Genomic DNA, 24,352 nt, shown 5'->3' on the forward strand with positions numbered 1-24,352 from the left:
AGGATCAGGCTGCGGTGATGATGGCGTTGAGTTCTTCGAGTACGTCGCGGAGGCCATCGCGGCCGCCGAAGATCGTTTCAGCCCGGACACGGCCCCCGAGGAAGGTGAAGGGAGGTCGGGTGAAAATGATGGGGTCGAGGACTTGGTATTTCGTTTCCTTGAGGGAGGCGAGGACGACGTTTCGCAAAAGGCTCAAAATGTGGGCTTGTTCCGGTCGCTCGGCGTCCGAATGTTGAGTGAGCCAAGCATTGAATGCGCGTTCGACCCGCTCTTCCCGGGTGGGCAGGGTAATTAGGCCGAGGGCAGCACGGATGAAGTCGTCGAGTGATCCGGAAGGCTGATCGAAGGCCTTTTTGAGAGTGTGCTCGTCGAAATACCAATCCGGGCTGGCAAGCTTCGAGCGGAGTGCCTCCCACTCGTCTTCGCTGACGGCTTCGCCAGAAAGAATACGCCCGACAACGGGGTCGGTCTGGCGGAGTTCAATCACCCTCTCGCGCCAGCGGTCCTGATAGTCGTGACGGTCGATGGCGAGACCTTCGGGGCCGACGAGGATCATCTCGCGTCTTCGAAATTCATCGCTGACCTCCCCTTCCGCAATGGTGACGAATTCACGTGGTTGCGGGGGAGTAGGAGGAGGCGGCGGTGGGCCTCCGCCGGTGTCATCATCGTCATCTTCTCCGGGGCGTCTGCCGACGGCGCGGGGGCGGTGATACTCCTGAGCTGAGTCGTTGAAGGTGGCGTGGTTGTTGACGAAGTCGTAAATCAGGAAGCTTGTTTTGCCGATCCGAGGGCAAAGGCGACTGCCTCGACCGCGCATCTGAGCGTATTTCAGTGCGGAGGAAGTGGGGCGAAGCATTACAAGGTTTTCAACCTCCTTGTGGTTGTAGCCGGTGTCGAGCATGTCGACTGAAACCGCAATAATCGGTAGCGGATCAAACTTGAAGGCGTCGATGAGGGGCCTTGGATTGTTATTGTTCGAGTAGCAGGTGATTTTCTCGGCGAAGCTTTGACGAACTTCGCCGGGAGAGCGGTTCGTCTGGGTGGCGATACGCAGGCAGGCATCGTCCGGCAGGAGTTTGTTGAAGAGACGGGCAATGATCGTCGCTTGGCGTTCGCCGACGGAGAAGACGATGGTTTTTCGCGGATGCGATTGGGGACGTTCTTCCTCAACGCGAAAGTATTCCTCGATGATCAGTTTGAGGCGGTCTACGGACTCGACGGTTTTTCCCCAGTCGGAGAAACGATACTGTTCGTCGTCCCATTCCACTCCCTCGAAAGTGAGGCGAGTCTCTGCAAGGTAGATGCGGTAATCAGCGAGGAACTTGTCGCGGATGCCATCGCGCAAGGTGTAACCGAAGGTTGGGCGACCTTCTTCGGCAGCGCTGTCCCAACAATCGAAGAACATGTAAGTGCTGCGAACAAGCTGGCGTTCGTGGTGGCTTACCCAACGGAGTTCACCTGGGTTCGGTGTGGCGGTGAGGCCGATGTGGATAGCGTCAAAGTGCCCGAGAGTGGCGCGGTGGGTATTGTAGATTGAGCGATGGCATTCATCGGTGATAACCAGATCGAAATGGGCGTGGCCGAATCCACCGGGACCGAGTTGTCCGGCGATGGTGTCGAGTGTGCCGACGACGATTTGCCCTTCGATGCTTCTTTTTCCGTTGAAGAGAAGGCTGAGAGGGAAGGCGCGAAGGTAATCGGAGAAGTCTTCGTGAGCCTGGCGGGCGAGTTCGATTCGGTCGGCGAGGAAGAGGACGCGAGAAACGACCCCGGCTTGAAGCCATCGCTTGATCAGTAGGGCGACGGTCATTGTCTTGCCCGTTCCGGTAGCCATCTCGAAGAGCATCCGGCGGCGGCCAGTTATCAGAGCCTCATCGGCCTTTTCGAGGCATTCGATTTGGTAAGGTCGTGTGGTGCAGTCTTCCCCCTGAGATCGGAAAGTTCGCGGGATGGGTATGGCGTGGATCGAAGTCTCGAGGTCGCCTAGCCGGTGGACGCGAACGTTGGCGCGGCGTTCGAGATCTTCCGGGCTGGAGAAGCCGACGACTGGTCTCGCGTCGCCATGATCGTGCTCCCAAAAGTAGTGATCACGACCGTTGCTAAGAATGACGAACGGAGCGGCAAGTTGGACAGCGTACGCTTTTGCCTGACTCTTGGCTCCGTAGGGATCAGTAGTGAAGCGTTTAGCCTCGATGACAGCGATCGGTTGGCCTCGTTGATTCTTCAGGACGTAATCGGCTCTGCCATCCGCCGCGGCCTCTTCCACTGAAACCCGCGACGGGTTCTCGATGTCCCATCCGACTTCGCGGAGGAGACGATCAATCGTGAGCCGGGCTTGGGCTTCGTTTGGCACAGATAGGGAGGAAGGAATTAGTTAAGGGCAGGTTGTGCTCTCAAGTGCCCCGGCGGCGAGCTGAAACGACGTAATCCTTCATGCCAGATCCCTTCCCGTGGTGCGGATTCCGAGGTCGAATCCTTTTTTCAAGTTGAAGCCGTCGGTTATTGGTCCTCAGCAGAGTGGTGTTTTAGGTGGGGATGCAGTGTTTCGTGAGGTATTCAACGTTCTTTGCCTCGAGCAATTCGATGAACGCGAGAAAGTCTTCGTTGAGTTGATCCTTCATCTTGATGGGTGCGGCAGATCACCGCCATGGCGTTGAGGCGCGAGACGTAGTCGAGATCCTGTGCTCCGGGACGGTTTTCCCGAAACTCTTTTAGGGACGACCTTCGATGCGTTTTATCGATCATCGTTTGGGGATCTTATCCTGCTTTTCGTTATGAGGAAAGGGCACAGGTCATTTTTCAGCGAAGGAGATTCCAGGCGGTGACGAGGGCTTTGAGGCCGGCCATTTCGATGGAGGGGTCGATGCCGCAGCCCCAGAGGATACGGCCGTCGTCGTGCTGGACCTGGACGTAGGCGGCGGCGTTGGCATCCGATCCGCCGCGGACGGCGTGGGAGCGGTAGTCGGTGACCTTGAGGTCTTTGAGTTCGGCATTTTCCAGGGCGTGGACGAAGGCGTTGATCGGGCCATTGCCGTTGCCGGTGATGCGCATTTCCTTGCCATCTAGTACGATGGACGCAGTACAGTCGACGCGCCCTTTTTCGATCGAGTGGTGGACGAGTTCGTAGTCGGTGACGCTGAGCGGCTTGGTGACGTTGGCGAAGAGTTTGTGGAAGGCGTCGCGGATTTCGTCGGCGGTGAGTTCGCGGCCTTGTTCGTCAGCGAGGTCGTAAATCGTCTTGCCGACCTGCGGGTGCATGGTTTTTGGCAAATCGAGGCCGTGCTCGCGGTCGAGGATGTAGGCGATGCCGCCTTTTCCGGACTGGGAGTTGATGCGGATGATGGCTTCGTAGGACCGGCCGATGTCCTGAGGGTCGATGGTCAGGTAGGGGACAGCCCAGGGGAGCGTGGGCGTCTCGCCCGCTGTTGCTGAAGATGAGGGCGGGACGCCCTCGCTCCCCTGCCTTAGGTCGAGGCCCTTCTTGATGGCGTCCTGATGGGATCCGGAGAAGGCGGTGAAGACGAGTTCACCGGCGTAGGGGTGGCGCTCGCTGACGCTCATGCGGGTGACGCGTTCATAGACGGCACGCAGGTCGGTGAGGTTGGAGAAATTCAGGCCGGTCTGAATGCCGTGGCTGTTCATGTTCAGCGCGACGTTGACGATGTCGAGGTTTCCGGTGCGTTCGCCGTTTCCGAAGAGGGTGCCTTCGACACGATCAGCGCCAGCCATCAGGCCGAGCTCGGTGGCGGCGGTGCCGGTGCCGCGGTCGTTGTGGGTGTGCAGGGAGACGTCGATGCAGTCGCGACGGTTCAGGTTCCGGCACATCCATTCGATCATGTCGGCGTGGATGTTCGGCGTGGCCCACTGGACGGTGTCCGGCAGGTTGATGATCATCCGCTTTTCAGGTGTCGGCTGCCAGACGTCGATGACGGCGTTGCAGCACTCGAGGGCGAAATCGAGCTCGGTGTCGGAGAAGGATTCGGGCGAGTACTGAAGAACGACTTCGGTGTCGGGAATGGTGGGGGCGAGCTCTTTGACGAGCTTGGCGCCCTCGATGGCGAGGTCGCGGATCGATTCGCGGCTGGCATTTCCGAAAGTGATGCGGCGCTGCAGGGGCGAGGTCGAGTTGTAGATGTGGACGATCGCTCTTTTCGCGCCAGCAATGGCTTCGAAGGAGCGGCGGATCAGGTGCTCGCGGGTCTGGACGAGGATCTGGATGGTGACGTCCTCGGGGATGCGGTTCTCCTCGATCAGGCGGCGGCAGAAGTTGAATTCGGTGTCGGCGGCGGAGGGGAAACCGATTTCGATCTGCTTGAAGCCGACGCGGCAGAGCAGGTCGAAGAACTCGAGTTTTTCCTCGATCGACATCGGTTGCGGCAGGGCCTGGTTGCCGTCGCGCAGGTCGACGGAGCACCAGATCGGGGCGTGGTCGATGACGGCGTCCGGCCAAGTACGGTCGGACAGTTTGACCGGGGGAAAAGGCCGATATTTTGAGATGGCGGATGGGTTCATGGAGAATGGGAAAGTCGAGAGTTTGCCAATGAGGCGGGGTTGGCCGCTGGTGAGCGGCGGGCCGTGTTGACGGGCGGTAGGAAAGAGGGAAAATCAGCGGGTGGCCAGCCCTAGAAGGAGGGCGGGGAGTTCAAGGAGGCCGCTGAGGATGAGAGTCATCGCGAGGGGAAGGTGGCCCGGACGAGGTCGGTTGCCAAGGCGAAACACAGGCGAACACCAAGAGCGCCGCCCCCGCTTGACCGGGGACGGTGATCAAACCCAAGAGGGTTGCGGCAAGCAGTTTGCAGGTAAGCGCGCCTTCGTAGGCAAAACGGCTGGGACTTAATGGAGTCCGGGAAATCTAGCTCGCAGCCCGCCGTCGGCGCAAGGCGAGGGACAATCCGAGAAGAGCTAGGATTGTCGAATTGGGCTCCGGAATCGCGAAGCCCGGAGAGCCGATGAGGTTGATCAAATTGTCCCCGTCGCTCAGTTCAAAATTGACGAAGCTGTTGGACTCATAAGCTCCGGGCGTAATGGATGTCGTGGCAGATGCAGTTCCGTCATTAGAGAATTGAACGGTTGAGAAGGTGTCTCCAGTTCCGGCGGCATTGAAGTTTCGAAAACTCATGTCAGAACCGTCGCTCGGGTTTCCGAAGGGGGATCCGTATGCCACGCTTTCGACGATGTTTCCGTCGCCATCGAGAAGCCTCAGCAGGTCTGAAAATGTGCTGGGGTTGGCCGCGGGGAAGGGAAGGTATCCCAAATTTACTCCCGTTCCCCAAACCGATTCGAAGCTGGATCGTGCGACCGCTTCACCCACAGGTTCATCGCGATTATCGATCAGAAAAACAACGCTGTCGCCTGGACTGACCAAAATGTCAGGGAGCGGCGCCGAAGAGTTGCCAAAACTCAGGTCATTGTTGTAGGAGAGTCCAAGTGTGCTACCGGGCATATCGCCTGTGTTGGTGATTTCGATCCAATCCACGGTGCCATCGGCGTCCGAGAGTCCGAAATACACTTCTGTGATGTTGAAGACTGTCGCGGCTTGTAGCGGGCTGAGCGCGAGTAACAACGAGATAATTCCCTTCCTCATAGCTTCATTGGTCTATACCGACCTCAGCTTGTCAAAAAAGGTATTGTGACGAAACCGAAAGATTTCCGATCGGTGGACCGGAGCTGGTTCAATGAGGTATGGCTCGGTGCGAGCCTGGGGATTGAAGACGAAAGAGGGCTCTTTGATTGGAGAAGTCTTTCATTAGAAGTGGTGTTTTTAGGGTGTCGCAATGCTTCGTTGCCGCTACGCTCTGCCACCGCACCCTAGAGCCTTCGTTCTCGTGGACGGGGGGCGCTAGGTGTAGAAAATATCGTGCGCGAGCTGCTACTGAACGAAGAGATCTATCCCCGGGTGGTGGAGGGGCTGATGGTGGAGGCAGAGAAATTTCTGTGGATCGTGACGGCGGATATCAAGGATCTGCACGTGGTGCGCGGGAGACGGGCGGTGCCACTGCTCTCGGTGCTGGCCAATCTTGTGGAGAGCGGGGTGGGGGTGAGGTTGATCCACGCGAAGGAGCCGGGTCCGATGTTTCGGAAGGACTTCGATCGATTTCCCGTGCTGGTGGAAAGTGATCTCTTTGAGCGGGCGCTATGTCCGCGGGTTCACACCAAGGCGGTGATTGCGGATGGGCGGAGGGCATTCGTTGGCTCACCGAATTTAACGGGAGCCGGGATGGGAGCGAAGCATCCGGATAAGCGGAACTTCGAGGCGGGATTCCTGACTGATGAGAGGGAGGATGTGACGCGGCTGATGGAGTGGACGGATGAGCTTTTTTTGGGAGAGTTTTGCGGGCGGTGTCGGCTGCGGAGCCGGTGTCCGGATCCGCTGGATGGGGAGGAGTGACGGCTCGTCCTCCGGGTTGCGCAGCTGCTACAAAGGCGGTTTGGCGTGGTTTGTAGTTCCACCTTTAGGTGGTGGGATGGGTTGGGGCTCCTTGATGTGATGGAGTCGGTTCGAAAAGAGGGAGTCAATCCCACCGCCTGAAGGCGGAACTACGAACGCTCGGGGGCGGGGCTTTTCCGGCGGATTAGCGCTTCTTGACTTTATCAGGCGCGACTTCACGGCGCTTGCGGAAGGCTTGGTATCCGAACCAGGCGACGGAGATGGTGGCGACGCCGACGAAGCCGCCGGTGAGCAGGTGGTGCCAGGCGAATTCCGGGGTGCTGAGGCTGCTGTGGTCGTGGCCGGGGTGGGCGGCAGCGGTGGCGATTGTGGCGAGCAGGCTGGCGGTCGAAAGGATGGTGGTTTTCATTCTATTTTGAAGGTGAAGAGCAGGTGGCATACCAGTCAGAGCTTGCCGGTGCGGGTGCGGAGCTGGAGGACGGATTGAGAGAGGTGTTCGCGGAGTTGGAGGCAGCTTTTTCGAAGCAAGAGGCTGCTGGTGGTGAGCAGGCGGATGGCGCCGATATGGGAGCCAAGTTGGGTTGCCCCGATGTGGAGATCACTTGCTGAAAACAGAGATTCACTGGAAGCAAGGAGATCGCTGAAATTTTCGGATTGCGGCAGATGAAGCCAGAGGGTGGCGACGAAGGCGGGTTGGCGGTCGGAGGTCTGGAGTCGCCAGGCGTCGGTGGAGGGGGTGAGGCGCGCGCGCTCGCGGACGAGGGGAATGCCGTCGCAAAGAATGTCCAAGCCGGTGGCGAAGTGGCGAAAGGCGAGGGATTCACCGTGGGCGAGGCGACCGGGTGCGAGGATGTCGAGGAAGGCGAGTGAGGCGCTGGGGTGAAGGTCGATGCGGGTCTGGATGCTGCCGTGGGATGAGGCTTGCGGGATGAGCAGGTCGGGCAGGACTTCGAGGTGGGAGTGGGGGCCGAGCTGGAAGGCCTGGGTCACTTCCGAACTGCCGCTTTCCATGGTGTGGAGGCGGCAGGCACTTGGGGAACTGAGCAGGACGGAGGCGCTTTCTCCGAGGGTGACCTTGGCGTCGAGGCGGTCGCCGGCGAAGAGCCCGGCGGTGGGGTTGATGAGCTGGGTGAGCAAAGTCCGACCATCCCAGTAGGGCTTGCCGATGTGGCAGAGGCCCCCGGCTTGACGATGGGTGAGGCGGGTGACGCCTTGGTGCGACTCGAACTTGAGGGTGAGTTGGGAGTCGACGGATTTGGAAGTGAGTGCCAAGTGCCGAGTAAAAAGTAAAAAGTGGAAGAACGGGGTTGATGAAGCTGGGGTTGATTAGTGGGCGGGACGCCCACGCTCCCCTATTTGAGGTCGGTGAAGAGGACGTGTTTGTCGAACCAGGCAATGAGCTCGTCGACGGCCTGGCCGTTTCTCAGGTCGGTGAAGAGGAAAGGGCGGTCGCCGCGTTTGGCGATGGTGTCACGCTTCATGAGTTCGACGTCGGCTCCGACATGGGGGGCGAGGCTGACTTTGTTGATGACGAGCAGGTCGCTGTGGGCGATGGCGGGGCCGCCTTTGCGCGGGATGTCGTCGCCTTCAGTGACGTCGATGACGTAGATGAAGACGTCGGCGAGTTCGGGGGAGAAGGTGGCGGTGAGGTTGTCGCCGCCGGACTCGATGAGGACGACCTGGAGGTCGGGGAATTTGGTTTTCATCTCGTCGACGGCTTCGAGATTCATGGAGATGTCATCGCGGATGGCGGTGTGCGGGCAGCCGCCGGTTTCGACGCCGAGAATGCGCTCGGGCGGTAGGGCGGAGGCGGCGACGAGCATCTTGGCGTCCTCGCGGGTGTAGATGTCATTGGTGATGACGGCCATGTCGCAGCGATCGCGAAAGGCTTCACAAAGGACACGACAAAGGGTGGTTTTTCCGCAGCCGACGGGGCCGCCGATTCCTACTCGGATAAGGGACATATGGTTGTTGGATTTAGAGTTTTGAAACGCCAAGACGCAAAGTTCGCCAAGGTTTCGGGGTTGTTGATGTTTTGGATTCTGGGTGCGGCTGGAGCGACGCGGCTAAGTTTTCTTTTATGAAATGAAGAGTCTTGCGGGGGCGCGTTCGTGGCGGGAGGAGGCGATGTCCCAGAGGGGGGTGTAGGAGCCGATGGCTTCCTCGGGGATGGAAAGGGAGGCGGCGACGGCGTTGGGGATGGCATCGGCACAGCGGGCGAGGATGCCCTGGATGCCGGCGGGGCCGAGGTGGAGGAGCTTGAGGCCGGCCTGGGCGAGTCCGGAGAGGGTCTGCCAGGTGGTGGCGTGGAGGCCGGCGTTGGGTGGGACTTCACGGAAGTGATGAAGTATGGCAGTTGCCGTCGCGGTCTGGCGGTGGGGGAGGGAGTCGAGGACGAGTTGCCAGGCGGGGGACTTGGTGAGTTCTTCGCCGAGGAGCTGGGGGGCGAGCTTGAGGAGTTGGCGGCCCATGCGGGTGGAGGAGGATCGGAGCTCGGCGGTGGGGCGGGTGGCTAATGCCAAATGGTCGAGGCGGGTGAGGGTGGCGAGGTCCTTGTTCTCGAGGGCGGTGCGGGAATGGCGGATGAGGGGGAGTTCGACTTCGGTGAGGGTGCTGAGCATTTCTCGTGTGAGGAAGCGCTCAAGGTCGCCGATGTCAGAGACGGCACCCATTTGGACGAGGCCTTCGAGTCCGAAGGAATGCGCGTAGGCTCCGACAGGAAGGGTCGAGTCGGAAAGTTGAAGGAGCGCGGGGAGCCAGCTAGTGGCGGCGGGTTTTATCCGCCACGCCGGTTCATCGAGGCTCGCTGGTTTGAAATGACTCATGGTTTGGCTTGGCGGATGGAATCCGCCGCCACGCCGTGGGAGTGTTCGTGGCCACCATGGGAATGGACGTGCTCGTCGTGGTTGTGGGAAGGGGCATGGCCATGGCCGTGGCCGGCGGAGCGTGAGTGAGGGTCGGCTTGGAAGACTTCGTTGCCGTGGTGGTGAGCGATGTGGTTGCGGTGAATGGCGTCGGCGAGGGTCGGGAGGTCTTCGACGAGGAGGCAGTCGGGGCGGACTTCGACCGGGAGGTGCTGGTTGCCAAAGAACCAACCGAGACGGGCGGCGTCGTCGGTGTTCTCGGGGAGCGGGATGATGAGGACGGCTTCCGGGCGCTGCTTGACGACGTAGCGGGCGCTGTCGGTGACGGCGATGGTGGTGTCGTGGGTGACGGGTTCCTCAAGGTCGAGGGCGAGCTCGGTGCCATCGGAGGCGGTGGCGCGCCAGCGGCGTTTGAGCAGGGTGTGGCGGTCGAGGTCGATGGTGATCTCGGGGAGGGAGTCGTCGACTTTGTCTGGGAGCGTGGTGATGAGCATGGGTTTGGAATTAGGTGATTGATCATGACCGGGACGGTCATGCCACGGCTTGTTCAGAAGAGGAAGTAGCGTTGGGCCATGGGGAGCTCGGCCATCGGTTCGCAGGTGAGGATTTTGCCGTCGGCTTTGACGGTGTAGGTCTCGGGGTCGACTTCGATGTCGGGTTGGGCGTCGTTGAAAAGGAGGTCCGATTTGGTGACGCTGCGGCAGTTTTTGACGGCGACGAACTGCTTCTGACAGTTGACCTTTGCGGCGATGCCGTCGTCGAGGGAGGCTTGGGAGACGAAGGTCAGGCAGGTGCTGGTGCGGGCGGCGCCGTGGGCACCGAATTGCTCGCGGTAGAAGGTCGGCTGCGGAGTCGGGATGGAGGCGTTGGGGTCGCCCATGTTGGCGCAGTTGAGCATGCCGCCCTTGAGGATGAGCTCGGGTTTGACGCCGAAGAAGGCGGGCTTCCAGAGGACGAGATCGGCGAGTTTTCCGATACTGATCGAGCCGACTTCGTGGGCGATGCCGTGAGCGAGAGCAGGGTTGATGGTGTATTTGGCGACGTAGCGGAGCGCGCGGAAGTTGTCGGCGGCGGGATGGTCTTCGGATTCGAGTTTGCCGAACTGGACCTTCATTTTGTGCGCGGTCTGCCAGGTGCGGGTGACGACTTCGCCGACACGGCCCATGGCTTGGGAGTCGGACGAGATCATCGACATGGCTCCGAGGTCGTGGAGGATGTCTTCGGCGGCGATCGTCTGCGGGCGGATCCGGCTTTCGGCGAAGGCGACGTCCTCGGGGATCTTCGAGTCGAGGTGATGGCAGACCATCAGCATGTCGAGGTGCTCGTCGAGGGTGTTGACGGTGAAAGGTCGCGTCGGGTTGGTGGACGAAGGGAGGATGTTCGGGTGGGAGCAGACTTTGATGATGTCGGGGGCATGGCCACCGCCGGCGCCTTCGGAGTGGTAGGTGTGAATGGTACGGCCGCCGATGGCTTTGAGGGTGTCTTCGACGAAGCCGGACTCGTTCAGGGTGTCGGTGTGGATGGCGACCTGGACGTCGAATTTGTCGGCGACGGTGAGGCAGGTGTCGATGGCAGCGGGGGTGGTGCCCCAGTCTTCGTGGAGCTTCAGGCCGATCGCACCGGCGAGGATCTGTTCTTCGAGCGGGGCTTCGGTGGAGGCGTTGCCTTTGCCGAGGAAACCGAGGTTCATCGGGTAGGCGTCGGCGGCTTCCAGCATGCGGTGCATGTACCAGGGACCGGGCGTGACGGTGGTCGCGTTGGTGCCGGTCGATGGGCCGGTGCCGCCGCCGAGCATGGTGGTGACGCCGGAAGCGAGGGCGTGCTCGATTTGCTGGGGGCAGATGAAGTGGATGTGGGAGTCGATGCCGCCGGCGGTGACGATGTTTCCTTCGCCGGCGATGACATCGGTGCCGGCGCCGACGATCATCGGATTGAGCTGGCCGGTTTCGGGATCGGGGTAGATGGATCCGATGCCGTCCTGAATGCCGGGGTTGCCGCCGTGGCCGATGCCGACGATGCGGCCGTGCTTGATGCCGATGTCGGCTTTGATGATGCCGAGGGTGGCGTCGAGGATGAGGGCGTTGGTGATGACGAGGTCGAGGGATTCTTCGCAGCTGGCGGTGGGGGATTGGCCCATGCCGTCGCGGATGACCTTGCCGCCGCCGAATTTGATCTCGTTGCCGTAGCCGCCGTTCTCCGCGATGAGGTCGCGTTCGACTTCGATGAAGAGTTCGGTGTCGGCGAGGCGGACCTGGTCGCCGGTGGTCGGGCCGTAGGTTTCGGCGTATTGGCGGCGGGGGATTCTGTTCATCCTGTTAGAAAGTTTGAAACGCCAAGTCGCCAAGGGCGCAAAGGCGGGGTTGTGGAGTTTTTAACAACGAAAAGGGCGAAATTACGCGAAATTTACTGGGGTTGCGGCGCCGACTAAAGTCAGCGGTCCGGGCGTGGAGATTAAATGGGGCCGTTGGTGAGGTTGTTGAGGCCGTGGACGGTGCGATGGCCGGCGAGGGCGACGAGGGGGACGGAGCGTTCGTCACCGGGCTCGAAACGGATGGCGGTGCCGGCGGGGATGTCGAGGCGGTAGCCGCGTGAGGCGGCGCGATCGAATTTGAGGGCGCTGTTCACTTCGAAGAAATGGAAGTGGCTACCGACCTGAATCGGGCGGTCACCGGTGTTGGCGACGGCGAGTTCTAGGGTGTCGAGGCCGGCGTTGGCTTCGAGGTCGGGGGCATCCTGAGGAGTGATGATTTCGCCGGGGATCATGGGAAAAGATTGCTGGTTTTCAGTGTTCAGTTTTCAGGGAAAGGTACCCTGGCTAAAGACTGTCAGGGGATCGGGTGGTGGACGGTGACGAGTTTGGTGCCGTCGGGAAAGGTGGCTTCGACCTGGACTTCGTGAATCATTTCCGGGATGCCGGTCATGACGTCGTCGCGGGTGAGCAGGCGGGTGCCTTCGTCCATGAGGGTGGCGACGGATTTGCCGTCACGGGCGCCTTCGATGATCTCGTAGGTGATGATGGCGACGGCTTCCGGGTAGTTGAGCTTGAGGCCGCGGGCCTGGCGTCTGCGGGCGAGATCGGCCGCCGTGACGATCATGAGCTTCTCCTGTTCGCGAGGCGTGAGGTGCATCTTGTCAATTTGGTTGAGGGGAGAATTTATACGGTTTTTGGACCAAGATGGATAGGATGGTTAGGATTTGATTTCAGAAAATTTCCCATTCATCCCATCCATCTTGGTCCAATTTCTTCCAAGACTGATCACCGTTCAGACTTCGAGGTGCTCCTTGACCAGCTCGTCGGTGAGTTCGGCGATTTCGCCGGAGGCGGAGACGGTGCCGCGGTCCATGGCATAGAAACGATCGGCGGTTTCGCGGCAGAAGTCGACGTATTGTTCGACGAGCAGCATGGCGAGGGTGCCTTCCTTCTTGAGCATTTTGAGGGTGTCGCCGATGTGGTCGATGATCGAGGGCTGGATGCCTTCGGTGGGTTCGTCGAGGATGAGGAGTTTGGGATCGGTGAGGAGGGCGCGACCGATGGCGAGTTGCTGTTGTTGGCCGCCGGAGAGGACACCGCCTTTGCGTTTGGTCATTTCGCTGAGGACGGGGAAGAGCGAGTAGACGCGTTCGAGGGCCTCGCGGGCCTCACCTTTTGAGCGGCGTTTGACGGTGAGACCGGCCTGGAGGTTTTCGCCGACGGTGAGGTGGGGGAAAATGTCGCGGCCTTGAGGAACGTTGGCGATGCCGGCTCGGGCGCGGACGTCGGTGGCGACCTTGTCGATGCGTTTGCCTTCGTAGGTGATGCTGCCGCTGCGGTTCGGGAGGATGCCGACGATGGTGCGCAGGGTGGTGGTCTTGCCGACGCCATTGCGGCCCATCAGGGCGACGACCTCACCGGGTTTCACCTCGAGGGTGACGCCGCGCAGGATGCGGGAGCCGGCGATGTCGGCTTCGACGGAGTCGAGTGAGAGGATGGCGGACATGAACGTTGAATATTGGATGGCGACTGAAGTCGCCGCTCCTTGTTAGGCGGCTTTGCCGCGACCGAGGTAGACTTCGCGGACTTTGGGGTTGTTTTGGACTTCGTCGAATTTGCCATCACAGAGGACGGTGCCCTGGTGGAGGACGGTGACTTTTCCGTCGCGGGCGATCTGTTTGACGAAGGTCATGTCGTGTTCGATGACGATCAGGCTGTGCTTTCCAGCGAGCGAGATGAGGAGTTCGCCGGTTCTCACCGTTTCGTCGTCGGACATGCCGGCGGCGGGTTCGTCGACGAGCAGGATGGAGGGCTTCTGGGCGAGCAGCATGCCGATTTCGAGCCACTGTTTCTGGCCGTGGGAAAGGTTGCCGGCGATCTCGTGGCGCATGTCCTGGAGACGAATCGTTTCGAGAGCTTCTTCGATCTGGGCGCGGTCTTCGGCGCTTTCCTTGTAGAAGATCGAGGAGAAAAGATCGCGGGAGCGGGGGAGGGACAGCAGCAGGTTGTCGTAGACGTTGTGCTGGGTGTAGACGCTCGGCGTTTGGAATTTCCGCGAGATGCCGAGGCGGTTGATCTTGAATTCGGGAAGCTTGGTAAGGTCGATGTCGTGACCGTCCGGCTTGTGCATGGTGAGCGTGCCGGTATCGGGGCGGGTGCGGCCGGTGATCATGTCCATGAAGGTGCTTTTGCCGGCACCGTTGGGTCCGATGATCGTGCGCAGTTCGCCTTCGCCGAGATAGAAGTTGAGGTCCGAGATGGCCTTGAAGCCGTCGAAGGTCTTGTTGACGCCTTCGACCGAGAGGACGAGGTCGGTATCGCGATGGAGGACGGACGTGCTCATGGGGTTTCGGTGGCGGGTTCGATGGTTTCGTTCTGGCGCTTAGTCCATTTTTCGCGAAGTGCCCGGAATTGGGCGGGCAGACCGACGATGCCGTTCGGCATGAAGAGCACGACAATCAGGAAGAGCGCGCCGAGGATGATCATCCAGTAGTCGGCGAAGTGGCGGGTGCAGTAGCTTTGGAGGAGGTTGACGAGGATGGCTCCGATGACGGGTCCGTATTTGGTGCCGCGGCCGCCGACGGCGACCCAGACGACGATGTCGAGACCGTAGGAGGTGCGCATCAGCGAGGGGTTGATGGCGCCGACCTGAGGGACATAGAGGGCACCGGCGAGGGCGGCGATGATGCCGCAGAGGGTGAAGATGAAGAGCTTGAAGGAGGTCGTTGAGTAGCCCGAGAAGCGGACGCGATTTTCACTGTCGCGGACGGCCTGCTGGACTTTGCCGAACTTGGTTTTCAGCAGCCATCCGATGAAGAGGTAGACGCCAATCATGAGCACCGCGCTGCACATGAAGATGGTGCGGGTGGTGGCTTCCGAGCGGAGGTCGGCACCGAGGAGGGTCTTGAAGTCCGTGAAGCCATTGTTGCCACCGAAGGTGAACTCGTTGCGGAAGAAGAGCGAGCAGGCGGCGTAGGTGAGGGCCTGGGTGAGGATCGAAAAATAGACGCCTTTGATTCGCGAGCGGAAGGCGAGGAAGCCGAAGATGAAGGCGAGCAGTCCCGGCACCCAGATGATGGCGAAGGCGGCGAAGGGGAAACTTTCAAAGGGCACCCAATGGGCGGGAAGATCGGCGTAGCCCTGAAAGTCCATGAAGTCGGGCAAGGGGCTGTTGTATACCGGGTCGGGTCCGATCATCAGCATCATGTGCATGCCGAGCGCGTAGCCACCGAGGGCGAAGAAGAGGTTCTGGCCGAGGCAGAGCAGCCCGGTGTAACCCCAAAGGAGGTTGAGGCTCATGGCCAGAACCGCGAAGCAGAGGTACTTGCCCCAGACCCGGAGCTGGAAGCTGGAAACATAAAGGGCGGAGTCTTCGCTGAAGGTGTTGAACCACGGCAGGAGGATCAGGGTGATCATGGCAACCAGTGCCACGATGCCCCATTCGACGCGTTGTTTTGAAGTGTCGGACAACATGTTGGATCAATCGTCGAGGCTGCGTGAACGGGAGGGGAAGAGTCCGCCGGGTCGCCATTGGAGGAAGAGAATGATGGCGAAGAGGACGAGGACCTTGCCAAGGACCGGTCCGAGAATCGGTTGGAGCCCCTGGTCGAACATGCCGATGCCCATCGAGGAAACGGCGGCTCCGAGAAGATTTCCGACGCCGCCGATAACGACGACCATGAAGCTATCGACGATGTAGATTTGCCCCATTTCCGGACCGACGTTTCCGATCTGGGAGAGGAAGGCCCCGGCGAGTCCGGCGAGGCCTGAACCGAAGGCGAAGGTGAAGAGGTTGACACGCTTGGCGGGGATGCCGAGTGATGAGGCCATCTGGCGGTTCTGCATGGTTGCGCGGATGTGCAGGCCGACTTTGGTGCGGCGCAGAATGAACCAGGTGATGAAGACGACGACGACCGCGAAGCCGATGACGAAGAGCCGGGCATAGGGCATGGTGACGTCGCCGACGGTGACGTTGCCGGAAAGCCACTGCGGAGCGTCGACCATCACGTTGGCTGAGCCGAACTGCATGCGCAGGCCCTGGCGGATGAGCATCGAGACGCCCCAGGTGGCGAGCAGGGATTCGAGCGGGCGTTTGTAGAGGAAGCGGATGACTCCGATTTCCAAAAGGGCACCGAAGAAGGCGGCGGTGAGGAAGGCCGCGGGGATGGCCCAGAGGAAATAGCTTTCGTAGGCGGCGGTGCCGACTCCGAAACGTTCGGCGAAGAAGGTCTGGACGACGAAGACGGTGTAGGCACCGATGGCAATGAATTCGCCGTGGGCCATGTTGATGATGCCCATCAGGCCGAAGGTGATGGCAAGGCCGTAAGCGACGATCAGTAGAACGGAACCAGTACTGAGTCCGCGGAAAAGCGTGCCGAGATTCTCAATCGTCTTCTCGTGCTTGGTGGTGGCAACGAGTGCTTCGCCAGCCTTTTTTCGCAGGAGCTCGGCATCGTCGCTGGTGTCGCCTTCCAGCTCGGTGACGAGTTTTTCAATGAAGCTGCGGGCATAGACGGAGGGGTCGTCGGTGAGGCCTTCGAGCGAGCTGATTTTCTCGGCGGTGCTGCCGTTGGCGAGGAGGGAAATCCAGATGCCTTCTTCGAAGGCTTCGCGGGTCTTCGAGTTCTTTTGTTTGGGAAGATTGGCCTTGAGAGCAGGAAGGTAGTCAAGCGACTGGCTGGACCCGAGCTTGAGGGCCGCGTCTGCGCGGATGTTCAGGTCGGGGGAGACGAGGTCGATGACATCGACCAGGCGACTGAGTTCCTTACGGAGCGCTCTGCTCGGGCGGCTCTTCTCGACGTTCTCGGGATTGCCGGCGAAGGGTGCATCGGTGAGGAGCTCGTAAAGGGCATCGTCTCGCTCGATGAGGGCGGTGCGGGACTCGCCGTTCGTGGCAATCTGGATCTTGCCGATTCGCCAGGCGGCGACGACTTCCTGAATGATGGCGTCGCCGTGCTCGCTGAGGAGTTCGAGGTTCGTGTCCTGCTCTCCGTTTTCGAGAATGAGGTCAGTGAGGATCTCGCGAGCCGAAGTCTGAGGGGCGGCTTCCTCGTCATCCTGCGCGACGGCTCCGGGCCAGACAGCAAGCAGGGAGAGCAATAGCAGGAAGATCCATTTCATGAGCTACCGCTCCATGAGCTGTTCTCATGCCTAGTCTCCAACTAAAACTGACAGTTTCAGTTGAAATAAAAAAGACCGGCACTCAAGGCGGGATGCGCTCCGCTTGGGTGCCGGTCAACCCTTCTCAGCAACCGAAGGGAAATGTTAGATGAAGGTTTACTCGGACTTCATGAAAGTACCTTTGAGGAACGGTTCCGCTGGAACCTGCTCGAAGGTCTTGATGATTTCGAACTGACCATCCTCGAGCGTCTCACCGATGTAGACGTTCTTGATGAAGTGGTGGTTCTTCATCGAGGTGATCTTTCCAAGCGGGCCATCGAAAGAGATGGCGTCGTTTTCAAGAACCTCGCGGACCTTGTCGACATCGAAGGTGCCAGCTTTTTCAACCGCAGCCTTCCAGAGGTAGACACCGCAGTAGGAAAGAGCCATTGGGGAACAGGTCACGCGGCCTTCCTTTTCGATACCGGGAACGTCGGTGGTCTTCAGCCATGCCTGGAAGTCCGCGATGAACTTCTTGTTGGCAGGGGTGTCGATCGACATGAAGTAGTTCCAGCAGCCGAGGTGGCCGACGAGTTTCTCAGCAGGGAAGGCGCGGAATTCGTCCTCGGAAACCGAGAAGGAAACAACCGGGCAGTCCTCGGAGGTGAGTCCGGAGCTGGCGAATTCCTTGAAGAAAGGAACGTTCGAATCACCGTTGATGGTGCTGATCACGCAGGCGTCACCAGATGCGGCGAAAGCCTTGATTTCAGCAACGATCTGCTGGTAATCCGAGAAACCGAAGGGCGTGTACTTGCCCGGTGCGATCACGTTGCCTTCTTCATCCTTGTAGATGCCACCGCCGATGTTCTCGAGTGGGATGCCCTTCGATTGAAGGTACTCGGCGAGAACGGTGTTGGTGGTGTGCGGGTAGACGTAGTCGGTACCGACGAGGTAGAACTTCTTGAAGCCTTCCTCGAGCATGTAGTCGACGGCAGGGATGGCCTGCTGGTTGACGGCTTCGGCGGTGTAGAAGATGTTAGGAGACATTTCCTCTCCTTCGTACTGGACGGGGTAAAAGAGGAGGCCGTTGTGCTTTTCATAAACAGGCAGCACGAACTTGCGGCTGACCGAAGTCCAGCAGCCGAAGGTGACGGCGACCTTGTCCTGGACCAGCAGCTGCTCGGCCTTTTCAGCGAAGGTCGGCCAGTCAGAAGCGGGATCGACGACGATCGGCTCGATTTTCTTGCCGAGCACACCGCCGTTGGCGTTGATCTCGTCGAAGGTGAAGAGGAGGACGTCACGAAGTGAGACTTCGGAGATCGCCATGGTGCCACTGAGGGAGTGGAGTACGCCAACCTTGACGGTATCGTCTTCAGCCTGGGCAAAACCGGTGACTGAGAGTGTGGCGGCGGCGAGGCTTCCCCTGAGGAAGCGTGAGCGGGACATGTTCATATTCTGATGGTGGGGATATTGGGGTATTGAAGAAAGAAGGCCCTGCAGGGAGTAGTCTGCAGGGCCTTCAGGAGGGGGAGTTTAGAACGAGCAGCCGATGCCGACGTTCCAAGTGAAGAAGCTGTCACTTGGGTTGGTAGGAATGACGTCGTCCTCAGTGGCGAAGTAGGTGATGCCACCGTGGATATCCCACTCGCCGAACTTGTCGTCAATCGGAAGCGCGTATGAAGCGCTCAGGCCGACGGAGAAGTAGCCAAATCCCGAATCGGTTACGGGGACGAGAGCGGTGCCAGGATGGAAGCTATCTTCAAGGAAGAATCCGGCAGCAACAGGAACGGCGAAGGAAACTGGTCCGAGATCGAAGGCGTATTCGATGCCTGGAACAAGGATGTTTCCGTTCTGACCACCCGAAGCACCGGGGCTGTTACGGTTGTGCCAGAGCAGCGAGGCGCTCAGGCTGTCGGTGATGCTGTAACCCACGGAGAAGTCAAAAACCTTCTCGGTGTCGCCGCCGTAAATCCATGCCTGATAGAGAGCGGTGAAGCTCCAATCACCCATGGCATACGAGCCACCGGCCCAGACGTCCACCTCCTGGAGGTCGCCGCCAATCGAAGATGTGACATTGTTGTTTACATCCCACCAAGTTCCGAGGATCAGGGAGAAGTTGTCGGTAATACCCCAGCTCAATTCCAGAGACGGATTGAAGGTGGAGTTGCCGCCGAAGCTGTCACCACCGCCCCAAACGTCGAGACCGTAGGACATGAAGTGCGAATTCAGGTCGAAGCTGAGCGAGCCGGAGACAACGCTGTCGTCTTCGACAACCGCGACTTCCTCGACCATTGGTGCTGGAGTGCCTGCGTAGGCGATTGCGCTGAGACCCGTGCCAATCACTGCAGTGAGGGCTGCAAGTCGGAGGTTCCCGGTGGATTGATTTTTCATCAGTACTTATTGTGGTTGTTGGTTGGATGAACCGCGGATCCGGAGGCCCTATGCTGGGTGCCGGGAATCGAGGATCAGGTGCCGGACAACAGCATGGGGTATGCCAGTAAATGGGACGGCCGGATCGAGTATGAGCCGGACTAATCTAATGAATTACTATCGATAAATATGATTCATCAGAGGGAAGCCGGGTTTCCTGAAATTTTCCAAAAAGTCAAAATAGGGGCGAAAAAACAACGATTTGAGACAAATGGAAATCGTGAGTGAACTTTCGAAAAGCTGAATTTTATGACACGAGCACGAAAGTTTTGTTGTCTGGGAAGCGTGGGGCAGGGTGGGTCGTTTCGAACTTTGGCACTTGGATTGTGGTTCATGTCTCTTAGGCTCTGCGGTGTGTTTCAGATCGTTTTCAACGAGATCAGTGCGGCCGAACTCTCCCGGCTCGATACCCTGCAGCAACTGGAGCTGATGGATCAGTTCAGGGTGAGTCAGGAGGATCTGGAGAGCTTGGATGGAGACCGCTACGGGATGATCGAGCGGGATGGGAAGAGGCTTTATCGTTATCGGGCCGAGGACTGGCGGGTCTACTTTGAGGTCAAGGATGGCTCGGTGGTGGTGCATCGGGTGCTTCACAAGGGAACCTTTTCGGACTTTGTATTCCGCTCAAAGATCCCGCTGGCCGAGGACGAGGAGCTCGCGGAGTCGAAGCATTTCTGGAAGCTGATTGACGAAGGTCGGGCAGCTCGGAAGGTCTGAAACTCACGGTTCGCTCCAATGATGTCTTCTCGGGGCTCCCTTGGCTGAGGTGGGGCGTCGGGCGTCGGGACCCGTGCTCTCCTGGTCAAACTACCAGCGTCAGCGCGTCGATTTTGCTTTTTGTCGGGTCGGGCGAGTCTGCTAGGGTTCCGACTCATGAAGTGGTTTTTCTACGTCCTCTTGGGCCTTGCGATCTGTGGTGGTTGGGTGTGGTTCATGCAGTCGGGTCACAAAGAGGCGGAAATGCTCGAAGAGCGGGCCACGGCTTATGAGAGCGGGAGTGCCGAGGAAATGGATCAGGTTGCGTCGCTGCGCGAGCAGGCGGAAAGCATTCGCAGTCAGAAGGGATTGTCAGGCATCCTGTTGGCATTTCTAACAGCAGGTCTGGTGGGGGTGATTTTCGTCGTCGATGTGCTCCCTGCGATTGCCCACCGCTTCACCCACGCCGTCTATGATAGTGCGGAGATGGTCGAAGAAGATGTCATGCACGACGCTCGTGCGAAGATGGCGCAGGGTGATTGGGAGGGAGCGATTGGTGCTTTCCGGGATGCGGCGGCGGCGGAGCCCATGAACCGGCTGCCCTACGTGGAAATCGCCAAGATCCAACGAGAGCAACTGGGTGACCCTGCTGGTGCCACGGCGACCTTGAGGCAGGCGATTGAGGGGCAAGAGTGGGAGGAGAGTGATGCGGCCTTCCTGATGTTCCGTTTGGCTGAAGTCTATCAGGACGATCTTTCCGATCAAACGTCCGCTGTATCGATTCTGCAGCAAGTGATCGAACAGTTCCCGGAAACCCGCCACTCGGCAAACGCTCGAACCAGGCTCCACGATTGGGGAGTCGTCTGAGGTGATGGCGGAAAAGCTCCGCCGGGCGGTGGAGCGCCACCCGTTGTTGTGGGCCGCTGGATTGGCGGCCACGGCGGTCATGGCTGCGGATGGATGGTGGTGGTTGGGGCTGTCGGCTTGGCTCCTTTTAGTCGCGCTGCTCGGCTGCGCGGGAAAGTGGCGGCTGTTGATCGGAGCAGGGGCTTTGTCCGCCTTGGCGGGAAGCTTGCATTTCTCGGAAGTGACGCGGCGCGCCGAGCTGAAGCAGGCGATGGGTGCGGGGATTGAAGGCCCGATCGAAGCACGTCTGATCGGGGCACCGAGGGCGGCGGGTCGGGGTTGGTTGTCCTTGGCGGAAGTCAGCGGGAGTGGCGACCGGGTTTGGCTTCTCGGGAGGGGCCAGCCACCGCTTGCAGGCTCGATCGTCGGCGGCCGGGGTTTTTATGAGCCGCCCGAGATCCCGAGGAATCCAGGACAGTTTGATGTCGCCCGTTGGCTTGATCGTCTCGGAGCCTTTGCGGTTTTCCGTTCGAATGGCGGGCTCGTTGTGAAACAAGAGCCCTCCCGATGGTTTGCGCTGGGCGACGGGGTGCGGCGAGCTTTCCGTGAGGCAGTCACCCGCGGTCTCGATCCACTTTCCCAAGAGGTCGCGATCATTCGTGCGGTGGTGCTGGGCGAGCACCCGGACGACGATGTGCTGATCGAGCCGTTTCGTCGGAGTGGGACGCTTCACATCTTTGCGGTAAGCGGGCTGCACGTGGGGATGGTGGGCTTGATCGGTTGGATCGTTCTGCGGGTGGCGGGAGTCTCGCGACGAGGAGCGGTGCTGCCTTTGGTGCTGCTGATGTTCGGCTACGCGTGGTTGACGGGGATGAAGCCGCCGGCGATGCGCGCCGCTTGGATGGCGGCGGTGGTGTTGGGCGCCTTCTGGTTCCGCAGGCGTCCGGATCTGATCAATGCGCTGGGACTGGCGGCCTTGCTGATGCTGCTTCGCGATGGCGACCTGCTGTTTCAGGTGGGTGTGCAGCTTTCCTTTGGTGTCGTGATGGCGATTGGACTGCTCCATTACGGCGTGGGTCGGGCCTTTGCATGGATCGCCTGGATGGAGCCCTATTTACCCCGCTCTTTGTATACTCCATGGCAAGAGCGGTGGTTGAAGGTGAGGCGCTGGTTCGCCGACATGCTGACGGTTTCAACATCGGCGTGGCTGGGTTCGGCACCGCTGACCGCGCTCCATTTCGGTTTGATGACGCCGATCTCGGTATTTGCAAGTGTGGCTCTTTTTGTGGTCGTGTTCCCCTTGCTTGCTCTGGCGTTGTTTTCCGCGTTGATGTCTCCCTTGCCGAGGGTCTCCGAAGGAGCAAACAGGCTGAACTCCGGACTGGCGTGGACGGCCTTGAAGGTCGCCGAAACCGGGGCGGCTGTTCCCTTCGGTAATTTTGCGGTTCCACATGGACGCCCAGCCGATGAGTTCATGATCGTCTATGATCTCGGGGCTGACGGGGCGGCGGTCTGGCGTGATGAAGAGAGCTGTCTGCTGATCGATGCGGGGAGTCGGCGAAGCTTCGAGCGGATCGTCATGCCCTCACTACGTGAAATGGCGTTGCGCCCGGAGAGACTGGTCGCGACCCATCCGGATGGCGGCCACGTCGGAGGCATGATCGAGGCGATCGATGCCTTTCCGATCACCGAAGGGCTTTTGCCCGTGCTGCGGGCCAAGAGCTTGAACTTTCGTGATCTGCTTGCCGCTGGAGAGAAGCGGGATGTGAATTTGATGCGCGGACAGGAGGGGCGGATCTACTATCTTGGTAGTAATACGACTCTCGAGGTGTTGTGGGAACCTGCTGCCTGGAACTGGAATGATGTCGCGGATGGGCGGGTGATGCCGGTGCGCCTGACTTGGCGCGGTTGGAGGATTCTATTCATGTCCGACGCGGGATGGGCCGTCGAACGGGCCATGATCCGAAGTGGCGTGGATTTGGCGGCAGACGTGATTGTGGCGGGTCGTCATCTTCACGATGCGTCACTCGGAGTTCCCTTCTTGGAAGCGAACGGCGCGCGGGTGGTGATCTGCACTCACGCGGAATTTCCACCTGAGCAGCGGGTGCCGGATGGGTGGCGGGAGTCCTGCGAAAGTCGGGGAATCGAAGTCTTCCATCAGGGCGAAAGTGGAGCCGTCACGCTTCTTCAAAGCGACGGAGCACTCGTCCTGACTGGTTTTCTCGATGGGAGAGTGATCCGACTGGAGAAGCCCTAAACTTTTCTGAGTCGCAGGCCCTGGAGGCGTTTACCCTCCGCTTCCCACTGGATCTGGAAGTCGGTTTTGGGGTAGAAGAACGCGTCTTCAGGCCAGTCGAGGGACTCGAAGCGGCCGAACTCAGCGACCTTTTCCTGAGCCCATTCGAAATACTCATCGTGGTCCGTCTTGAACAAGAATTCTCCGCCTGGCTCGAGCACGGCATGAACCGCTTTGAGGAAATCCTGTTGAACCAGCCGCCGGCGATGGTGGCGGATCTTGGGCCACGGGTCCGGGCAAAGAAGATGCAACCGTGAGACCGAGCCGGGAGCGAGCAACCATTCCACCGTGTAGCGACTCTCAAGTCGCAATGTCCTCAAATTCTGTAACTTGAGACGATGGGCGCGCTTGCAGACCTTACGCACTCGGCCAAGCAGACGTTCCACTCCGAGGAAATTGCGGTCGGGGTAATGTTCGGCCATCCCGAGCAGAAATGACCCGTCGCCACAGCCGAGATCCACTTCGAGTGCCTGATCAGCTGGGAAAATCTCGGCTTTGTCCACCTGCCGAAAGTAATCGGTCGGCATGAATTCGTGAGATTCGGGCACTCGGGCGATTGGTTTGGTCATCGGTTCCCCTAGGCAGCGGGCTGAAGGGGAACTGACAAGTCGAATTATTGGGGAGCCCGGGACTGGGTCCGCCGGGAGCAGTGAGAAGGGTTCCCGCTTGACGCTCTTTCCCGGGAATCCCTAACTCTTCCGAACGAGATGCCGCCGGTGTCTCGCAAATCGAAACCTCTTTCCCTTCCAAACCACCGTGGACCTCAAGGAACTTCGCAGAATTGTAGAGCTGATGAACGAGCACGGACTGACCCACTTCGACATGTCGAGGGAGGGTTTCCACCTGAAGCTCAAAAAAGGCCCGGACCTTGATTCGCTCAAGGGCCTGCTCGCCGCGCTTCCTCAGGCGGCAGCCCCCGTTGCTCCGGCACCGGTCGCTGCGACACCAGTGGCCGCGGCTCCGGCAGCTGCTGCGACTCCCGCGGCAGAAGGCGAGGAAATCACCTCTCCCATGGTCGGGACTTTCTACCGCAAGCCTAATCCGGAGTCTCCCGATTTCGTCAGCGTCGGCGACACCATCAGTGAAGGTCAGACCCTGTGCATCATCGAGGCGATGAAGGTGATGAACGAGATCAAGGCCGAGCGCTCAGGTACGATAACCGCCGTACTCATCGACGAAGGTGCTCCGGTCCAGTTCGGGGATGCCTTGTTCAGCATCAAGTGATTCTCCGATCTCTTTCGATCCGCCAATTCCAAATTCGT

The 24,352-nt window shown here is 59.7% G+C and carries 23 protein-coding genes; 5 read left to right on the forward strand and 18 right to left on the reverse strand.

Going from position 1 to position 24,352, the window contains the following annotated elements:
• Positions 1–4 precede the first annotated feature (4 nt).
• From WBG04_RS07585 to WBG04_RS07595, 3 genes are all read right to left on the reverse strand, one after another.
• Positions 5–2,353: a DEAD/DEAH box helicase family protein gene (locus WBG04_RS07585; protein WP_424313799.1), complete on the reverse strand. Its 2,349-nt coding sequence runs from the start codon at positions 2,351–2,353 to the stop codon at positions 5–7.
• Positions 2,354–2,799: 446 nt separating this feature from the next.
• Positions 2,800–4,512 (reverse strand): 2-isopropylmalate synthase, encoded by a 1,713-nt coding sequence (leuA, locus tag WBG04_RS07590; protein WP_424313800.1) that lies wholly within the window; start codon positions 4,510–4,512, stop codon positions 2,800–2,802.
• A gap of 340 nt (positions 4,513–4,852) precedes the next feature.
• Complete coding sequence (locus WBG04_RS07595) at positions 4,853–5,584, reverse strand: PEP-CTERM sorting domain-containing protein (protein WP_424313801.1); 732 nt, start codon at positions 5,582–5,584, stop codon at positions 4,853–4,855.
• Positions 5,585–5,857: 273 nt separating this feature from the next.
• Between WBG04_RS07595 and WBG04_RS07600 the strand changes: the two genes are divergently transcribed.
• Complete coding sequence (locus WBG04_RS07600; protein WP_424313802.1) at positions 5,858–6,388, forward strand: phospholipase D-like domain-containing protein; 531 nt, start codon at positions 5,858–5,860, stop codon at positions 6,386–6,388.
• A gap of 184 nt (positions 6,389–6,572) precedes the next feature.
• Here the strand turns inward: WBG04_RS07600 and WBG04_RS07605 are convergent, their stop codons facing one another.
• The 14 genes from WBG04_RS07605 to WBG04_RS07670 form a co-directional block, all read right to left on the reverse strand.
• Positions 6,573–6,797: a hypothetical protein gene (locus WBG04_RS07605; RefSeq protein WP_424313803.1), complete on the reverse strand. Its 225-nt coding sequence runs from the start codon at positions 6,795–6,797 to the stop codon at positions 6,573–6,575.
• A gap of 35 nt (positions 6,798–6,832) precedes the next feature.
• Positions 6,833–7,660, reverse strand: a complete 828-nt coding sequence (locus tag WBG04_RS07610) for an urease accessory protein UreD (protein WP_424313804.1) — start codon at positions 7,658–7,660, stop codon at positions 6,833–6,835.
• Positions 7,661–7,740: 80 nt separating this feature from the next.
• A complete protein-coding gene (ureG, locus tag WBG04_RS07615; RefSeq protein ID WP_424313805.1) occupies positions 7,741–8,352 on the reverse strand; it encodes an urease accessory protein UreG in 612 nt (203 codons plus the stop codon).
• Between the two features lie 114 nt (positions 8,353–8,466).
• On the reverse strand, positions 8,467–9,213 hold the full coding sequence (locus WBG04_RS07620; RefSeq protein WP_424313806.1) for an urease accessory protein UreF: 747 nt from the start codon (positions 9,211–9,213) through the stop codon (positions 8,467–8,469).
• On the reverse strand, positions 9,210–9,746 hold the full coding sequence (locus WBG04_RS07625; RefSeq protein ID WP_424313807.1) for an urease accessory protein UreE: 537 nt from the start codon (positions 9,744–9,746) through the stop codon (positions 9,210–9,212). Before WBG04_RS07625 ends, WBG04_RS07620 begins: the two co-directional genes overlap by 4 nt.
• Before the next feature lie 53 nt (positions 9,747–9,799).
• Complete coding sequence (gene ureC / locus WBG04_RS07630; protein WP_424313808.1) at positions 9,800–11,563, reverse strand: urease subunit alpha; 1,764 nt, start codon at positions 11,561–11,563, stop codon at positions 9,800–9,802.
• Positions 11,564–11,703: 140 nt separating this feature from the next.
• Positions 11,704–12,015 carry an urease subunit beta gene (locus WBG04_RS07635; RefSeq protein ID WP_424313809.1) on the reverse strand — a complete coding sequence of 104 codons (312 nt, stop codon included), beginning with the start codon at positions 12,013–12,015 and terminating at the stop codon, positions 11,704–11,706.
• A gap of 62 nt (positions 12,016–12,077) precedes the next feature.
• Positions 12,078–12,380: an urease subunit gamma gene (locus WBG04_RS07640; protein ID WP_424313810.1), complete on the reverse strand. Its 303-nt coding sequence runs from the start codon at positions 12,378–12,380 to the stop codon at positions 12,078–12,080.
• A gap of 135 nt (positions 12,381–12,515) precedes the next feature.
• Positions 12,516–13,229, reverse strand: coding sequence for an urea ABC transporter ATP-binding subunit UrtE (gene urtE, locus WBG04_RS07645; protein WP_424313811.1), 714 nt, complete (start codon positions 13,227–13,229; stop codon positions 12,516–12,518).
• Between the two features lie 42 nt (positions 13,230–13,271).
• Positions 13,272–14,066: an urea ABC transporter ATP-binding protein UrtD gene (urtD, locus tag WBG04_RS07650; RefSeq protein ID WP_424313812.1), complete on the reverse strand. Its 795-nt coding sequence runs from the start codon at positions 14,064–14,066 to the stop codon at positions 13,272–13,274.
• Positions 14,063–15,196: an urea ABC transporter permease subunit UrtC gene (gene urtC / locus WBG04_RS07655; RefSeq protein WP_424313813.1), complete on the reverse strand. Its 1,134-nt coding sequence runs from the start codon at positions 15,194–15,196 to the stop codon at positions 14,063–14,065. The genes urtD and urtC overlap by 4 nt, the downstream gene beginning before the upstream one ends.
• Before the next feature lie 6 nt (positions 15,197–15,202).
• Positions 15,203–16,843 carry an urea ABC transporter permease subunit UrtB gene (urtB, locus tag WBG04_RS07660; RefSeq protein ID WP_424313814.1) on the reverse strand — a complete coding sequence of 547 codons (1,641 nt, stop codon included), beginning with the start codon at positions 16,841–16,843 and terminating at the stop codon, positions 15,203–15,205.
• Between the two features lie 156 nt (positions 16,844–16,999).
• Positions 17,000–18,268 carry an urea ABC transporter substrate-binding protein gene (gene urtA, locus WBG04_RS07665; RefSeq protein WP_424313815.1) on the reverse strand — a complete coding sequence of 423 codons (1,269 nt, stop codon included), beginning with the start codon at positions 18,266–18,268 and terminating at the stop codon, positions 17,000–17,002.
• 87 nt (positions 18,269–18,355) lie between these two features.
• On the reverse strand, positions 18,356–19,213 hold the full coding sequence (locus WBG04_RS07670) for a hypothetical protein (RefSeq protein WP_424313816.1): 858 nt from the start codon (positions 19,211–19,213) through the stop codon (positions 18,356–18,358).
• A gap of 372 nt (positions 19,214–19,585) precedes the next feature.
• On the opposite strand from WBG04_RS07670, the gene WBG04_RS07675 reads away from it, so the two are divergent.
• The 3 genes from WBG04_RS07675 to WBG04_RS07685 all read left to right on the forward strand — a co-directional run bounded on the left by WBG04_RS07675 (position 19,586) and on the right by WBG04_RS07685 (position 23,051).
• Positions 19,586–19,969 (forward strand): type II toxin-antitoxin system RelE/ParE family toxin, encoded by a 384-nt coding sequence (locus WBG04_RS07675; protein WP_424313817.1) that lies wholly within the window; start codon positions 19,586–19,588, stop codon positions 19,967–19,969.
• 156 nt (positions 19,970–20,125) lie between these two features.
• Positions 20,126–20,815: a tetratricopeptide repeat protein gene (locus WBG04_RS07680; protein ID WP_424313818.1), complete on the forward strand. Its 690-nt coding sequence runs from the start codon at positions 20,126–20,128 to the stop codon at positions 20,813–20,815.
• A 4-nt stretch (positions 20,816–20,819) separates the two neighbouring features.
• The gene (locus WBG04_RS07685; RefSeq protein WP_424313819.1) at positions 20,820–23,051 is read left to right on the forward strand and encodes a ComEC/Rec2 family competence protein; all 2,232 of its coding nucleotides are present in this window, start codon (positions 20,820–20,822) and stop codon (positions 23,049–23,051) included.
• On the opposite strand, the gene trmB is transcribed toward WBG04_RS07685, so the two are convergent.
• Positions 23,048–23,659: a tRNA (guanosine(46)-N7)-methyltransferase TrmB gene (trmB, locus tag WBG04_RS07690; RefSeq protein ID WP_424313820.1), complete on the reverse strand. Its 612-nt coding sequence runs from the start codon at positions 23,657–23,659 to the stop codon at positions 23,048–23,050. The two genes, WBG04_RS07685 and trmB, sit on opposite strands and share 4 nt — an antisense overlap.
• A 187-nt stretch (positions 23,660–23,846) precedes the next feature.
• Here trmB and accB point away from each other — a divergent pair, with 187 nt between their 5' ends.
• On the forward strand, positions 23,847–24,314 hold the full coding sequence (gene accB / locus WBG04_RS07695; protein WP_424313821.1) for an acetyl-CoA carboxylase biotin carboxyl carrier protein: 468 nt from the start codon (positions 23,847–23,849) through the stop codon (positions 24,312–24,314).
• The last annotated feature ends 38 nt before the right edge of the window (positions 24,315–24,352 follow it).

Origin of the sequence: Haloferula sp. (assembly GCF_049672945.1) — a bacterium.
Taxonomy (GTDB): domain Bacteria; phylum Verrucomicrobiota; class Verrucomicrobiia; order Verrucomicrobiales; family Akkermansiaceae; genus Haloferula.

Bases quoted from the DNA above. Each gene is read 5' to 3' on its own strand.
- leuA (WP_424313800.1), bottom strand. From the start codon at position 4,512: ATGAACCCATCCGCCATCTCAAAATATCGGCCTTTTCCCCCGGTCAAA.
- WBG04_RS07595 (WP_424313801.1), bottom strand. From the start codon at position 5,584: ATGAGGAAGGGAATTATCTCGTTGTTACTCGCGCTCAGCCCGCTACAA.
- WBG04_RS07605 (WP_424313803.1), bottom strand. From the start codon at position 6,797: ATGAAAACCACCATCCTTTCGACCGCCAGCCTGCTCGCCACAATCGCC.
- ureG (WP_424313805.1), bottom strand. From the start codon at position 8,352: ATGTCCCTTATCCGAGTAGGAATCGGCGGCCCCGTCGGCTGCGGAAAA.
- WBG04_RS07620 (WP_424313806.1), bottom strand. From the start codon at position 9,213: ATGAGTCATTTCAAACCAGCGAGCCTCGATGAACCGGCGTGGCGGATA.
- WBG04_RS07625 (WP_424313807.1), bottom strand. From the start codon at position 9,746: ATGCTCATCACCACGCTCCCAGACAAAGTCGACGACTCCCTCCCCGAG.
- ureC (WP_424313808.1), bottom strand. From the start codon at position 11,563: ATGAACAGAATCCCCCGCCGCCAATACGCCGAAACCTACGGCCCGACC.
- WBG04_RS07635 (WP_424313809.1), bottom strand. From the start codon at position 12,015: ATGATCCCCGGCGAAATCATCACTCCTCAGGATGCCCCCGACCTCGAA.
- WBG04_RS07640 (WP_424313810.1), bottom strand. From the start codon at position 12,380: ATGCACCTCACGCCTCGCGAACAGGAGAAGCTCATGATCGTCACGGCG.
- urtE (WP_424313811.1), bottom strand. From the start codon at position 13,229: ATGTCCGCCATCCTCTCACTCGACTCCGTCGAAGCCGACATCGCCGGC.
- urtD (WP_424313812.1), bottom strand. From the start codon at position 14,066: ATGAGCACGTCCGTCCTCCATCGCGATACCGACCTCGTCCTCTCGGTC.
- urtC (WP_424313813.1), bottom strand. From the start codon at position 15,196: ATGTTGTCCGACACTTCAAAACAACGCGTCGAATGGGGCATCGTGGCA.
- urtB (WP_424313814.1), bottom strand. From the start codon at position 16,843: ATGAAATGGATCTTCCTGCTATTGCTCTCCCTGCTTGCTGTCTGGCCC.
- urtA (WP_424313815.1), bottom strand. From the start codon at position 18,268: ATGTCCCGCTCACGCTTCCTCAGGGGAAGCCTCGCCGCCGCCACACTC.
- WBG04_RS07670 (WP_424313816.1), bottom strand. From the start codon at position 19,213: ATGAAAAATCAATCCACCGGGAACCTCCGACTTGCAGCCCTCACTGCA.
- WBG04_RS07675 (WP_424313817.1), top strand. From the start codon at position 19,586: ATGTCTCTTAGGCTCTGCGGTGTGTTTCAGATCGTTTTCAACGAGATC.
- WBG04_RS07680 (WP_424313818.1), top strand. From the start codon at position 20,126: ATGAAGTGGTTTTTCTACGTCCTCTTGGGCCTTGCGATCTGTGGTGGT.
- WBG04_RS07685 (WP_424313819.1), top strand. From the start codon at position 20,820: ATGGCGGAAAAGCTCCGCCGGGCGGTGGAGCGCCACCCGTTGTTGTGG.
- trmB (WP_424313820.1), bottom strand. From the start codon at position 23,659: ATGACCAAACCAATCGCCCGAGTGCCCGAATCTCACGAATTCATGCCG.